This window comes from Pseudomonas grandcourensis, from assembly GCF_039909015.1.
Lineage (GTDB): Bacteria > Pseudomonadota > Gammaproteobacteria > Pseudomonadales > Pseudomonadaceae > Aquipseudomonas > Aquipseudomonas grandcourensis.
This window is the reverse complement of record NZ_CP150919.1, coordinates 2,185,538-2,199,019: the sequence shown is the minus strand read 5'-3', so window position 1 is coordinate 2,199,019 and position 13,482 is coordinate 2,185,538. Positions and strand designations below refer to the sequence as shown.

At 60.4% G+C, this 13,482-nt stretch carries 15 protein-coding genes; 6 read left to right on the top strand and 9 right to left on the bottom strand.

Features of this window, described 5'->3' with window-relative positions; translation table 11 throughout:
- Positions 1–2: 2 nt before the first annotated feature.
- The 6 genes from AABM52_RS09895 to AABM52_RS09870 form a co-directional block, all read right to left on the bottom strand.
- Complete coding sequence (locus AABM52_RS09895) at positions 3–785, bottom strand: SDR family oxidoreductase (protein WP_057714041.1); 783 nt, start codon at positions 783–785, stop codon at positions 3–5.
- Between the two features lie 13 nt (positions 786–798).
- On the bottom strand, positions 799–1,992 hold the full coding sequence (locus tag AABM52_RS09890; protein ID WP_347911575.1) for an acyl-CoA dehydrogenase family protein: 1,194 nt from the start codon (positions 1,990–1,992) through the stop codon (positions 799–801).
- Positions 1,989–3,161, bottom strand: a complete 1,173-nt coding sequence (locus AABM52_RS09885; RefSeq protein ID WP_347911574.1) for an acyl-CoA dehydrogenase family protein — start codon at positions 3,159–3,161, stop codon at positions 1,989–1,991. Before AABM52_RS09885 ends, AABM52_RS09890 begins: the two co-directional genes overlap by 4 nt.
- Positions 3,162–3,292: 131 nt before the next feature.
- Positions 3,293–4,702, bottom strand: a complete 1,410-nt coding sequence (locus AABM52_RS09880; RefSeq protein WP_347911572.1) for a glycosyltransferase family 39 protein — start codon at positions 4,700–4,702, stop codon at positions 3,293–3,295.
- A gap of 3 nt (positions 4,703–4,705) precedes the next feature.
- The gene (locus tag AABM52_RS09875; RefSeq protein WP_347911571.1) at positions 4,706–4,984 is read right to left on the bottom strand and encodes a lipid-A-disaccharide synthase N-terminal domain-containing protein; all 279 of its coding nucleotides are present in this window, start codon (positions 4,982–4,984) and stop codon (positions 4,706–4,708) included.
- Entirely contained in the window at positions 4,981–5,721 is a 741-nt protein-coding gene (locus AABM52_RS09870; protein WP_347911570.1) for a glycosyltransferase family 2 protein, read from the bottom strand. Before AABM52_RS09870 ends, AABM52_RS09875 begins: the two co-directional genes overlap by 4 nt.
- A gap of 304 nt (positions 5,722–6,025) precedes the next feature.
- On the opposite strand from AABM52_RS09870, the gene AABM52_RS09865 reads away from it, so the two are divergent.
- Positions 6,026–6,670: a DUF480 domain-containing protein gene (locus AABM52_RS09865; RefSeq protein ID WP_347911569.1), complete on the top strand. Its 645-nt coding sequence runs from the start codon at positions 6,026–6,028 to the stop codon at positions 6,668–6,670.
- Between the two features lie 134 nt (positions 6,671–6,804).
- Here the strand turns inward: AABM52_RS09865 and AABM52_RS09860 are convergent, their stop codons facing one another.
- Positions 6,805–7,323, bottom strand: coding sequence for a cupin domain-containing protein (locus AABM52_RS09860; protein WP_347911568.1), 519 nt, complete (start codon positions 7,321–7,323; stop codon positions 6,805–6,807).
- Positions 7,324–7,332: 9 nt separating this feature from the next.
- Positions 7,333–8,151: a shikimate 5-dehydrogenase gene (locus tag AABM52_RS09855; protein ID WP_347911567.1), complete on the bottom strand. Its 819-nt coding sequence runs from the start codon at positions 8,149–8,151 to the stop codon at positions 7,333–7,335.
- A gap of 246 nt (positions 8,152–8,397) precedes the next feature.
- Here AABM52_RS09855 and AABM52_RS09850 point away from each other — a divergent pair, with 246 nt between their 5' ends.
- From AABM52_RS09850 to AABM52_RS09835, 4 genes are all read left to right on the top strand, one after another.
- Entirely contained in the window at positions 8,398–8,763 is a 366-nt protein-coding gene (locus AABM52_RS09850) for a hypothetical protein (RefSeq protein WP_347911566.1), read from the top strand.
- Between the two features lie 107 nt (positions 8,764–8,870).
- On the top strand, positions 8,871–9,896 hold the full coding sequence (locus AABM52_RS09845) for an IS110 family transposase (RefSeq protein ID WP_347906638.1): 1,026 nt from the start codon (positions 8,871–8,873) through the stop codon (positions 9,894–9,896).
- 458 nt (positions 9,897–10,354) lie between these two features.
- Positions 10,355–10,549, top strand: coding sequence for a hypothetical protein (locus AABM52_RS09840; protein WP_347911565.1), 195 nt, complete (start codon positions 10,355–10,357; stop codon positions 10,547–10,549).
- Positions 10,550–10,664: 115 nt separating this feature from the next.
- A complete protein-coding gene (locus tag AABM52_RS09835; RefSeq protein ID WP_008052998.1) occupies positions 10,665–10,856 on the top strand; it encodes a hypothetical protein in 192 nt (63 codons plus the stop codon).
- On the opposite strand, the gene AABM52_RS09830 is transcribed toward AABM52_RS09835, so the two are convergent.
- Complete coding sequence (locus AABM52_RS09830) at positions 10,853–11,914, bottom strand: AI-2E family transporter (RefSeq protein WP_347911564.1); 1,062 nt, start codon at positions 11,912–11,914, stop codon at positions 10,853–10,855. The genes AABM52_RS09835 and AABM52_RS09830 overlap by 4 nt on opposite strands.
- Positions 11,915–12,078: 164 nt before the next feature.
- Here AABM52_RS09830 and yegQ point away from each other — a divergent pair, with 164 nt between their 5' ends.
- Positions 12,079–13,404 (top strand): tRNA 5-hydroxyuridine modification protein YegQ, encoded by a 1,326-nt coding sequence (gene yegQ, locus AABM52_RS09825; RefSeq protein ID WP_347911563.1) that lies wholly within the window; start codon positions 12,079–12,081, stop codon positions 13,402–13,404.
- Positions 13,405–13,482: the final 78 nt, after the last annotated feature.

Genomic DNA, 13,482 nt, shown 5'->3' with positions numbered 1-13,482 from the left:
GGTCACGCCCTCTGGCTGGACACCGACAACACTTCGCCGGTCATGTAGGAGCTGTAGTCGCTGGCCAGGAACATCATCACGTTGGCCACTTCCCAGACTTCGGCGGCACGACCGAAGGCTTCGTTGGCGGCCAGTTGATCAAGCACCGCCTGGGGTGCGGATTTGCGCAGGAAATCGTGCAGCGCAATGCTCGGGCTGACCGCGTTGATGCGGATGCCGTAGTCAGCGGCTTCGACCGCTGCGCATCGGGTCAGCGCCATCACGCCAGCCTTGGCGGCGGCGTAGTGCGCCTGTTCTTTCTGCGCGCGCCAGCCCAGCACCGAGGCGTTGTTGACGATCACCCCGGCACGCCGCTCCATCATTTTCGGCAACATGGCGCGGGTCATGCGCATGGTGCCGGTGAGCGTCACATCGATGACCCGATTCCACTCTTCGTCGGCCATGTCCACCAGCAACCGCGAGCCGCCAAGCCCGGCGTTGTTGATCAACACATCGACGCCTTGCAGGTCACGCTCGGCGCAGGCGATCAGCTGCTGCACCTGGGCTTCGTCGGCAACGTTGCAGACCTGGCCGAACACGTGTTGCAGCCCGGTGGTTTCACGGATTTTCAGCACGGCTTCGGCCAACCGGCCTTCATGGATATCGCTGATCATCAGCGCGCGGCAGCCTTCTTCGGCGGCACGCACGGCGGCGGAAAATCCGATCCCGGCGCCTGCGGCGGCGGTGATCAGCACCGACTTGCCGCGCAGCAAACCGCGACCTTCAACATATTGAGGTACAGACATGAACTCTCTCCTTTCAGGCGCGCGGACGCGGCTCTTTGGGCATGCCCAAGGCACGCTCGGCGATGATGTTGCGCTGGATTTCGTTGCTGCCGCCGTAGAGGGTGTCGGCGCGGCTGAACAGGTACAGCGACTGCAAACGGGTCAGTTGGTAAGGCGCGGCTTCGAGCAATTCCGCCTCGGCGCCGAGGACGTCCATCGCCAACTTGCCGAGGCTGGCGTGCCAGGTCGACCAGAACAGCTTGTAGATGGTCGCCTCCTTGCGCAGCGAACCGTCCTGGCTACCCGAGAGCATGCGCAACGAGTTGTAGCGCATGATCCGCAACCCGCTCCAGGCTTCGGCCAAGCGTTGACGCAGGATCGGGTCGCGGTCGGCGCCATTGGCCTTGGCGATGGCGATGATTTCGTTGAGTTCGTTCTGAAACTGCATCTGCTGGCCGAGCGTCGACACACCACGCTCGAAGCCGAGCAGCGCCATGGCGATCTTCCAGCCTTCGCCCGGTGCACCGATGATGTTGGTGGCGTCGGTGCGGGCATCGTCGAAGAACACTTCGTTGAATTCCGAGGTGCCGGTGAGTTGCTCGATGGGTCGTACGGTGATTTCTGTCTGGGCCATCGGTACCAGCAGGAACGACAGACCGCGATGGCCGACACTGCCCGGTTCGGTGCGGGCGATGACAAAGCACCAGTCCGACTCGTGGGCCAGGGAGGTCCAGACTTTCTGGCCATTGATGATCCAACTGCCGGTGGCTTCATCCAGCGTTGCGCGGGTCTTGACGTTGGCCAGGTCGGAACCGGCGCCCGGCTCTGAATAGCCCTGGCACCAGAACGACGTACCGCTGACGATTCCCGGCAAAAACCGTTGTTGCTGCTCTACCGTGCCGAACGCGGCAATGGTCGGCCCGGCCAGGCCCTCGCCGATGTGGCCCATGCGACCTGGGCCGCCAGCGCGGGCGTACTCTTCGTTGAAGATCACCTGCTGGGTGATCGACAGGCCGCGTCCGCCATGCTCCAGTGCCCAGCCGACGCAGGTCCAGCCGCCTTCGGCGAGTTTGCGCTCCCAGGCTTTGCGCTCTTCGGGAAACATGTGCTCGTCGCCCGGGCCGCCGCGAAAACGCAGGGCTTCGAATTCGCCGCAGAGGTTGGCGCTCATCCAGTCGGCCACTTCCCGGCGGAAGCATTCGTCCTGCTCGCTGAAACTGATTTTCATGGCTGCTCTCCCAGAATCACCGAAGCAATGCGCTCGCGATGCCAGGCCGGTAGCCCGAGGAAACTCTCACTGGCGCGGGCGCGCTTGAAGTAGAGGTGCGGGTCATATTCCCAGGTGAAACCGACGCCACCATGCAACTGGATCGATTCGGACGCGCAATGGAAATAGGTTTCAGAGCACTGCGCCTTGGCCAGCGCCGCCGCCAGCGGCAGTTCGGCCGCGACCTGCGGATCACCCTGGGGATCGAGGACTTCCTGGGCCACGCACGCGGCGTAATAACTGGCCGACCGCGCGCATTCGACTTGCAGCATCATGTCGGCGGCGCGGTGTTTGAGGGCCTGAAAACTGGCGATCGGGCGACCGAACTGCTGGCGCTCCTGCATGTAGGCCACGCTGAGGTCGAGCACCTGCTGCGCGCCGCCGGTCTGCTCGGCAGCCAGGCCGATGCAGGCCAGTTGCAGGACGCGCTCAAGGTGCGGCCAGCCGTTGCCGAACTCACCCAGCAGGCAGTCGGCTTCAAGGTACAGGCCCTTGAGCTGGATCCGCGCCTGGCGCCGGGTCTGGTCCATGGTCGGCAGCATTTGTCGTTCGATGCCTGCGCGTACGGCGCTCACGGCAAACAGGCTGATGCCCTTTTTCCCAGTGGTTCCGGGTTGTCGTGCGGCAATGATCAACAGGTCGGCGCCATGGCCATCGAGCACATGCTTGAGGGTGCCGTCGAGGACGAACCCGTCGCCTTCGGCCGCCACCGTTGCCTGGACATCGTCGGCCGACCAGCCATTGGCACTGCTGAACGCCAGGGTCGCAGTCACGCTGCCGTCGGCAATCGACGGCAACCAACGCTGCTTCTGTTCTTCATTGGCCGCCAGCAACAGCGCAGGCGTGGCCATGCAGGCGGTGGCGAAAAACGGCGAGCACAGTAAACGCCGGCCCATTTGTTCCAGCAGGATCGTCAGCTCGACAAAGCCGAGGCCCAGGCCGCCATAGGTTTCGGGGATATGAATGGCTGGCCAGTACATTTCCTGGCACAGACGCTGCCAGAGGGCTTCGTCGAAACCCCGTTCACTGACCATTGCCGCGCGCACGGCGGCAGAATCCGAGACATCGGCGAGGAAACCCTCGGCCGATGCGCGGATCATTTCCTGTTCGTCGCTGAATGCAAACTCCATCGCGGCGCCTTCTGCTCGTTTGGCGGGGCGCGCGTGGCGCAACACCCCTTTGAGCATGAAGTTTGGCGCCGCCCGGACGCGGCAGAATCGTTAGCCTTGCCTAGTCCGAACGGGTGATGTGCTGCGGTGACTCAGCGGCAATCGCCACCCATGCGTACCAGCAGCGCCGCACGGTGCGGTTTGAGGTACGGGTTGACTTCACCGACCTGGCACGACGCCAGGTTCTGCAGTTCCGGTGCGAGGGGTTCTTGCACAAACAGCAACCCCGCCGGACGCGACTCGGACTGCAACTGCGCCACCGTCAGCGGCGCCACTGGCCGGCCCATGTAGTAGACCAGACGGATATCCGGCTCACCGAGGGTATAAGCCTTCTGACCCGGTTGCCCATTAGCCAGCGTGGCAACCTGCTCAAGACCACCGAACCGGTGCGACAGCACCCGCGCTTCGACGAACATGTAGAACACCACGAACCCGGCCAGCATCACGTAGGGCACAACGGCCAGGACCGTGCGCCAGCGCCCCTTCAGGTCATCGAGCAACGCCGACCAGTGCATCGCCAGCAGCAACGCCATGGACGGATAGACCGGCAACAGGTACTTGCCATGTTTTTCGGTGAACAGGGAAAACACCAGCAGCGGCAACAGGCTGCAAATCAGCAACATGCCCGCCTCGCGGCGCGCGCGGATCATTGCCCAGAACTTGCGCGGCTGCACGAACACGATCAGCCAGAACGGGAAGAAATCCCCGGCCAGGTACAACAGATACGCGTACCAGGCCTCGGCGCCCTGCCCGTCGATCTTCTTCACGATGTCTTCGCTGATGATCGAGGCCCAGATGCCCCAGCCCTGACTCACAGACACCGCCATGTACCAGGAACTGCCCAGCACCAGAGCAATCAGCCAGCCCCAACCGTCGCTCAGATAAGCCTTGGCCCGGGCATCGCGGTAGATCAAGGCGTAAGCCAGGATCGGTGCCGTCACCCACAACAGGCAAACCGGCCCCTTGGTCAGCAGCGCGCAACCCAGCAGCACGTAGCTGAGTCGACTCCACAAGGCCCGACCTTGCAGGAAGATGAACTGCCAGGCCGCCAGCAGTGCGCCGAAGCACAGCAGGGTCAGCAGCATCTCGATTTCCGAGCGTCGTGCGAACAGGCTGAAGGCACCGTTCGCGGCCAGGAACACCACGGCGAACAGACCAACCTGCCGCCCCGCCTGCCGAACGCCGTACAGATAAGTGCCAAAACAGCACAAGGCGGCAGCCAGCGCCGAAGGCAGGCGCACGCTCCACTCGGACAAGCTGCCCAGCACCGCCGTTGAAACCAGACCGGCCCAATAGAAAAACGGCGGCTTGGAGAGATACAAGTCGCCGTTCATATAAGGCAGCAACCAACTTCCCGCTTCACGCATTTCGCGCACGGTTACGGCGCGGCGGGCCTCGTTGACACTGAGGAACGGCACGCTGCCCAGCCCCCAGAAAAACAGCAACGCCACCGCGATGGCCACGAGCAACGTAATATTTCGGGTCGATAACGATCCGCGCATGACCTACTCCTTTAGGTGTTTGCTTTTTTTGATCAATTGCAGGTTGCGAAAGTAGACGATGGAGCCAAACGCCTGCCCGGCGATGAACACCGGGTCCTGGCGGTAAATGGCGTAGGCGAGCAGCAAGGTGCTGCCGACGATACTCAGGTACCAGAAGCTCACGGGGATCACGCTGCGTTTCTTGTACTCGCTGTACAGCCACTGCAGGACAAACCGCCCGGTAAAGGCGATCTGGCCGGCAAAACCGACGATCAGCCACAAGGCTTCGCGGGTGAGATTCATCCTTCAATCTCCTGGGCAATGGTGTTCAACCGCGTGCGCTTGATCAGCCACCAGACACCGAACAAATCGAGAATGCCGACCAGTGCGCGGTCGATGTTGCCGTATTTCGACACCCCGGCCGTGCGCGGCCGGTGGTTGACCGGGTGCACGATCATGCGCCCGTTATGACGCTGGATCAGCGCCGGAATGTAGCGATGCATGTGGTCGAAGTACGGCAGGCGCAAGAACGCCGCGCGCTCGATCAGCTTCAGGCCGCACCCGGTGTCCGGGGTGGCGTCCTTGAGCAGGCGCCGACGCAGGTTGTTGGCGAACCGCGAGGCGTAGCGTTTGCTCGCGGTGTCACGGCGATTGACCCGGTGCCCGGCCACCAGTTGCACATCGACCTTGCCCGGTTCGCCGCGCACCAGCGCGAGCATGCCAGGGATGTCCGCCGGGTCGTTCTGGCCGTCGCCATCGAGGGTCGCCAGCCACTGCCCGCGGGCCTCGCGGGCCGCGTGGTACAGCGAGGTGCTCTGCCCCAGCGAACGCTCGTGATGCAGGATGCGCAAGGTGTTCAAACCGTTTTGGCGGATCTGCCGCAGTTCCTGCAGGGTCGCATCGGTGCTGCCATCGTCGACCACGATGATTTCGTAAGCCTCGTCGGCCAGTGCCACGCGGATTTCCTCAAGCAATGGCTTGAGGTTGTTCGCTTCGTTCTTGGCGGGGATCAGTACGGATACAAAAATGTCTTGGCTCATAGAGTCACTCTCGCCTTTATTGGATTTCTTTTATCAGAGGCGAATGAAGGTGTCGTACACCGGCCGACTCGATGCAGGGTTCAGCTATTTTGGGCGATGACCCAACACTACCCCACCCTGTGGACGCACTCGCGCGCGACCCCGCATACGGTGCCCGGCCAATTGTAAAAACGGCGTTAATATTTCATACACTTTTTGTCATCATTCACTTGATGACGCAACGAATTCGGTTGCCATTGGCGCTTGCCCATCTAAAGTGCACTCACGCAAGTGAAAAACATGAATCGGGTAAGGATGCAGAACCATGAGCACTGAGCAAGAGACGACTTTAGACGAGCAGCGGCTCGACAGTACGGAAATCCGCATTCTGGGCTCGTTGATCGAGAAACAGGCCACCAGCCCGGAAACCTATCCCCTGACCCTCAATGCCCTGGTGATTGCCTGCAACCAGAAAACCAGCCGCGAGCCGGTGATGAACCTCACACCAGGCCAGGTCGGCCATAGCCTGCGCGTCCTCGAAGGACGCGGTTTCACCAGGTTGGTGATGGGCAGTCGCGCCGACCGCTGGGAACACAAGGTCGACAAGGCCCTGGAACTGGTGCCGGCGCAGGTCATCCTGACCGGGCTGATGTTTCTGCGCGGCCCGCAGACCGTCAATGAACTGCTGACCCGCAGCGGCCGCATGCATGAATTCGAAGATGCCGAACAGGTGGTGCATCAACTCGAACGCCTGATTGCCCGGGGTCTGGCCGTGCTGATTCCACGTCAGGCCGGCCAGCGAGAAGACCGTTACACCCACGCACTGGGCGATCCGGCGGATATCGAAGCGATCATGGCGGCACGAAACAACCCGGCCGAGCGTGGCAGCAGCGGGGTTTCGGTTGAACGGATCGAAGAACTGGAAGCGCGGATTGCGGCGCTGGAAGAAAGGCTGTCTCGGCTCGAATAGCCTGGATGATTGCCCGACACAAAACCTGTAGGAGCGAGCCTGCTCGCGATGGCGGACTGTCAGTCACATCAATGCCGGATGGGCCGACACTATCGCGAGCAGGCTCGTCCCTACAGTGGTTTTGGGGGCTGCGCTTACTCGCCGTCCCAGTAATCCACCCCATCGGCTTGCCGGGCCACTGCAACAAAACCCGAAGCATTACCCTCGGCATCGACCTTGAAGTCATCCATCACGGCGTATTTGCCGGAATCCGGGTATTCACAGATTTCCGGCGATTGCTGGGTGCTGATAGCCAGGTACCGCAACTCGCCGTGGCTGGTATTGATGATCTGATGCGCTTTTTCAGGCCCACCCGGCGGACACGCGATCACATCACCGGCACGGATTGGAAATCGTTCGGTTCCCAGGCGGACTTGCCCTTCCCCGGCCACAACGTAGAACATTTCCTCATTGACCCGATGACTGTGAAACGGGCTGCCGCGCATGCCTGGCTCCAGCACATACAGGCGATAACCCAGCTTTTGCGCCCCCAGTTGCTGACCGACGCGGGCCAGGCGCTGTTGATAGCGACCGGCGGTTTCACCGCTCGGCGCAAACGCTTCGGGCAGTGGTTCAAGTTCGACTGAATCCAGATTGAGAATGGGGGGATGCATGGACACCTCCTAGGTGCGGGCAAACGCCACGGCCTTCTGGAATTGCTCATCCGTTGGCCGCACGCCGGTATAGAGCACAAACTGCTCCAACGCCTGGATCGCGATCACTTCCAGCCCGGTGATGACCCGCTTGCCTTCGGCACGAGCATGCACGATCAACGGCGTTTCCGAGGGAATCGCCACCACATCGAAGACAGTGTCCGCTTTTTCGATCACATCAGGCTCAAAGGCCAGTTGATCGGCCTCCGGTCCTCCCGTCATGCCGATCGGGGTGACGTTGACCAGCATTTGCGGGCAACGACTCCCCAACTCTGCCTGCCACTCATACCCCAACGACTGCGCCAGCGCCTGCCCGGCGCGCTCGTTGCGGGCCACGATCAGGCCGTTTTCATAGCCACCATCGCGCAAGGCGCTCGCCACAGCCTTGGCCATGCCGCCGCTGCCGCGCAAGGCAAAGGTCGAGTCCTTGGGCACCTGGTGTTTTTCCAGCAATTGGGCCACGGCGATGTAGTCGGTGTTGTAGGCCTTGAGATGACCGTCGGTGTTGACGATGGTGTTGATCGATTGAATGGCGGCGGCCGATGCGTCGAGTTCATCCACCAGGGCAATGCAGGCTTCCTTGAACGGCATCGACACGCCACAGCCGCGAATCCGCAGTGCGCGAATGCCGGCGACGGCACCCGTCAGGTCCTGGCTGGCAAAAGCTTTGTAGTAGAAATTCAGGCCCAGCTGTTCATACAGATGATTGTGAAAACGCAGACCAAAGTTCCCGGGGCGTCCTGAAAGGGACATGCACAGCTGGGTGTCTTTGTTGGGGTTCATCTGCATGGGGAAGCTCCTTCAAATGCACTTTTCGGATGGACGGGATTAGCCCTCCATCGGGTTCTGATCGATCATATAAGTGTGTTCGCACGGGCTTACACGGGTCGGTAAGAAAGTCGGTACAGACCTTACACAAAATTTACCTCGCGGCCGTGCTGTTTTTCAGAAAAACGCTGTCTTAGAAGTATCCCCGCGACAATCCTTGGGTCTATTGCAGACACAAGCGCCGGGCTGAAGAACCGAGGAACTATCATGATCCGTAAAGTCTCCACAGTTGCCTTACTGATCGGCGCCCTCGCTATCGCAGGACAGGCGCAAGCCCATGGTGGTGGTGGTAATTACTGGCAGGGCCCAGCGGTGTTTGGCGCGATCGTCGGTACTGCCATTGTCGGCTCGGCTCTGATCAACGCCAACCGCCCGGTCTATGTCGCACCGCAACCGGTCTACTACCAGCCCGCGCCGGCTTATTACGCACCACCGCCTCCTGTTTACTACCAGCCGGCCCCGGTCTACGTGCAACAACCGATCTACTACCGCCCGGCCCCGGTGTACTACGGACCACCCGGTGGTTACTACGGCCCGCCACGCGGCTACTACGGCCATCACGGCCGCTGGTAACGAATTCATCCAGCCCCGCTGATAAAGCGGGGCTAATGAGATGGTCACCCCCACACCCTGCGAGGGCTACGCTTTCGCAGGGTGTTTTGTTTTCGGAGGCCATCATCATGATCCAGTCAGCACTGATCGGTATCGATCTCGGTAAACATAATTTCCACCTTCACGGCCAGGATAAATCAGGCCACGAGGTGTTTCGCAAGAAGCTCTCTCGGACGCAGATGATGCAGCTTTTCGGCAACGTGCCGAGTTGTATCGTGGTGATGGAAGCCTGTGCGGGGGCGCATTTTGTTGCTCGTCAGCTAGCGGCAATGGGACACACGGCCAAGCTGATTTCCCCGCAGTTCGTTAAGCCCTTCGTCAAGGGCAACAAAAATGATTTCGTTGATGCTGAAGCGATCTGTGAAGCGGCTTCCCGTCCATCTATGCGCTTTGTGACGCCTAAAACCGAGTCCCAGCAAACCCTGTCTGTTCTGCATCGGATGCGCGAATCGTTGGTGCATGACCGCACAAAAACGGCTAATCAGATGCACGGTTTTCTACTGGAATTTGGCGTCAGCCTGCCCAGAGGCCTGGCAATCATGAAGCGTTTGACAAATGTCTTGGCCGAGCACGAATTGCCCATTCGTTTGACGGTGTTGCTGCAACGTCTGCACGATCACTTCGTTTACCTGGATGAGCAAATCAGGGCGCTGGATAAAGAGCTGGCGAGCCAACTGGCCGACGATGATCTGGGTAGTCGCTTACTGAGCATGCCATGTGTCGGCCCGATCACCGCCAGCCTGCTGGCTGTGGAAATGGGCGATGCCAAGCAGTACCGGCGCAGTCGCGATTTTGCCGCCTCAGTGGGACTGGTGCCCAGGCAGTACAGCACAGGCGGTAAGGCAAATTTGCTGGGGATCAGCAAGCGGGGTGACAAGCACCTGCGACAACTGTTGGTGCAATGCTCCAGGGTCTATATGCAGAGGCTGGAGCACCAGAAAGGGGCCTTGGCTGACTGGGTACGAGCCTTGCTCAGTCGACGACATTCGAATGTCGTGGCCTGTGCCCTCGCTAACAAACTGGCGCGTATCGCCTGGGCGATCGCAACTCACCATACGCAATATGAAGCAGGGCCAGACGCCTTGAACGCCTGACCCTGAGGTTGTTGCAGTACCACGACTCACCCTTCAGGTTTTGCGATAGCTGAACAACAGATGACGTGAACGGCCTACCGGCCTGGCGAAGATCCTGGCATAAAAATCGGCTTTAGAAGCCGATGGGCTTTTTAGGATCGTCAGGCGCGATTCTCATCGTGGCGCTGGGGCATGCCCCAAACAGACGCCGGATAGATTTAAGCAGGCCAACCACACCACCCGTTAATCAGTATTGCAAAAATGGGGGCGACCATAGATTTTTTATGCCCGTTTGTCGGTGCAGGTCTGGATAAATCTCGCCAAGGTCGCTATCGGGACAGTGCGCGTGGCGGAAATTGGCAAGATGGACTCGACCCGTTTTCTGCCGTGCGGCAAAAAACGGTCATATTTTTGTCATGACAGTTCCGCAAGCTCGGTGCTGTCCGTCAATAACAGTTGAAAACAACAAGGACGACCACATGCCAACGCAAAACCCGCACCGCATCGTCGGTCTGTGCACCTCCAGCAAGGTGTACAACGCACTGACCGAACTCAAGCACCTGGAAGGTCATCGCAGCGCCAAGTTTCTCTCGCTGCTGACGCAAAGCCTGGTGCGCAAGGGCCTGCTCAACGAGCAGGAAGTGGTTCATTTGCTCGATCAGGTGGTCAGCTGACCTGCCAACGGTCGTTTACCCCCTCTGGCATCAATGACCACTATCGAAAGCGTTGATTACTCCTCAAGACACCCGGACCTTAAAGTAACTCCACAGATTGATGGAGGTACTTGTCATGTCCAAGGTTCAGATCATGTCCGTTATCGGCAGCGCCGTCCCCGCACAGCTCAGGGAGCTGGGCATGCTCGCCTGCTGGTATCTTGTGCAGGACGGCGTGCAGATCAGCGGCCCGCTCACTTCATTGCCCGCAGCCCAAGAACTGTCGCAACGCATCGGCACTGGCCAGTCCGGCAGGCTCAGCGCCTAAGGCAGCTGCACCCGCGGTTTGGTTTCAATGAAAATGGCCCAGCTCGACATGAACAGGGCCGCGATCAACGGGCCGATGACAAAGCCGTTCAGCCCGAAAATCGCCAGGCCGCCGAGGGTCGAGATCAGGATCATGTAGTCCGGCATTCTGGTGTCCTTGCCCACCAGTAACGGCCTGAGCAGGTTGTCCACCAGCCCGATCACCAAGACCCCGAACAATCCCAGCACCACGCCCTGCCAGATCGCCCCGGTGAGCAGGAAAAACGCCGCCACCGGCACCCAGACGATTCCCGCCCCCACCGCCGGCAACAGCGACAGAAACGCCATCAACACCGCCCAGAGCAATACGCTGGGAATGTCCAGAATCCAGAAGATCACACCGCCCAGCGCGCCTTGGGTGATGGCCACCAACAGGTTGCCTTTCACCGTAGCCCGCACCACACGATTGAACTTGAGCTGCAAACGGCGTTTCTGCTGTTCCTGCAACGGCACCGCCGCACGCACCTTGCGCGCCAGTTCCGCCCCGTCGCGCAGGAAGAAGAACAGCAGGTACAGCATGATGAAGAAACTGACGATGAACTCGAACGTGCCCTGGCCGAAACTGAACGCCTGAGAGGCCAGCACCTGGCCTCCGGTCATTGCGCTCTTGATGATTTTCTCTCGCAGCCCGCTCAACTCGCCCATGCCGAAGCGATCCAGCAGATGCTGGAAATACGGCGGCAGGCTGTGCTTGAACTGCGACACGTACCCGGCAATATCGAGTTCGCCGCTCTCGACGCTTTTGTAGAGCGACGCCCCCTCTTGAACCAGCAAGGCGCTGACGATGATCACCGGAAGAATCGCGATCACCAGGCAAATGCTCAATGTGCACAGCGACGTGAGGTTACGTTGCCAGCCGAACTTCTCTTGCAGCCGGCGCTGCAGTGGCGCAAAGACGATGCCGAGGATCACCGCCCAGAACACCGCGCCATAAAACGGCAGCAGGATCCAGATGAAGGCAGCACTCACCAGCACCAGCAAAACCGTCAGTGATTTGTCTTGCAGGGTCGTTTCGTTCATGTCGGATCCGTGCCAGCCAGTCAGGACGAAAAACGTTCGCCTTGATGTTTAGTCAACCACGGCTCGCGCGAGTGCCATCGGTTTGTTGATCAAGCATAGATCCAGGTCAATAAACCCTTGGCACAGGGCATTTACCCTGTGCGGCTTTTGCGACCGACACCGCCATGAACCTCACCGCGCCAGAACTGCTCGCCCCCGCCGGCACCCTGAAAAACATGCGTTACGCCTTCGCCTACGGCGCCGATGCCGTGTACGCCGGCCAGCCGCGCTACAGCCTGCGGGTGCGCAACAACGAATTCGACCACGCCAACCTGGCCCTCGGCATTCGCGAGGCACAGGCTCAGGGCAAGCGCTTCTACGTGGTGGTGAACATCGCGCCGCACAACGCCAAGCTCAAGACCTTCCTCAAGGACCTTGAACCGGTGATCGCCATGGCCCCGGATGCGCTGATCATGTCCGACCCCGGCCTGATCATGCTGGTGCGCCGACACTACCCGCAGATGCCGATCCACCTTTCGGTGCAGGCCAATACGGTGAACTGGGCGAGCGTCGAGTTCTGGCAGCAGCAAGGCTTGAGCCGGATCATCCTGTCCCGGGAGCTGTCCCTGGAAGAAATCGCCGAGATCCGCGAGCAAGTGCCGGCCATGGAGCTGGAGGTGTTCGTGCACGGCGCGTTGTGCATGGCCTATTCCGGACGCTGCCTGCTGTCGGGCTACATGAACAAGCGTGATGCCAATCAGGGCAGCTGCACCAACGCCTGTCGCTGGAAATATTCGGCGCAACCAGCCACGGAAAACCAGCTCGGCGAGATCGTGCAGCAGTATCAGCCGGAACCCGCACTGGGCATCGGCGCGCCCACCGGGCAGGTGTTCCTGTTGCAGGAAGCCAATCGTCCCGGGGAACAGATGCCGGCCTTCGAAGACGAACACGGCACCTACATCATGAACGCCAAGGACCTGCGCGCCGTGCAGCATGTCGAACGCCTGACCCACATGGGCGTGCACTCCCTGAAAATCGAAGGCCGGACCAAATCGCACTTTTATTGCGCGCGCACCACCCAGGTGTATCGCCGGGCCATCGACGACGCAGTGGCGGGCCGAGCCTTCGACCGCGGCCTGATGACCGACCTGGAATCCCTCGCCCAGCGCGGCTACACCGAAGGCTTTCTGCGCCGGCATGTGCATGACGAATACCAGAACTACCAGAACGGCAGCTCGGTCTCGGAGCGCCAGCAGTTTGTCGGAGAGTTGACCGGACAGCGGCGGGACCGCCTGGCCGAGGTCAAGGTGAAGAACCGCTTCGGTCTGGGTGATCACATGGAGCTGATGACGCCCAAGGGCAACTTCCACTTTGATCTGCATCAGTTGCAAAACGCCAAGGGTGAAGCGATCGAGGTTGCACCGGGGGATGGGCATACGGTGTATTTGCCGATACCGGATGCGGTGGATTTAGGTTTTGGCCTGCTAATGCGGGATATCGGCACGCCGTAACCCCCCTGTAGGAGCTGCCGAAGGCTGCGATCTTTTGACGTTGCCTTTCAAGATCAAAAGATCGCAGCCTTCGGCAGC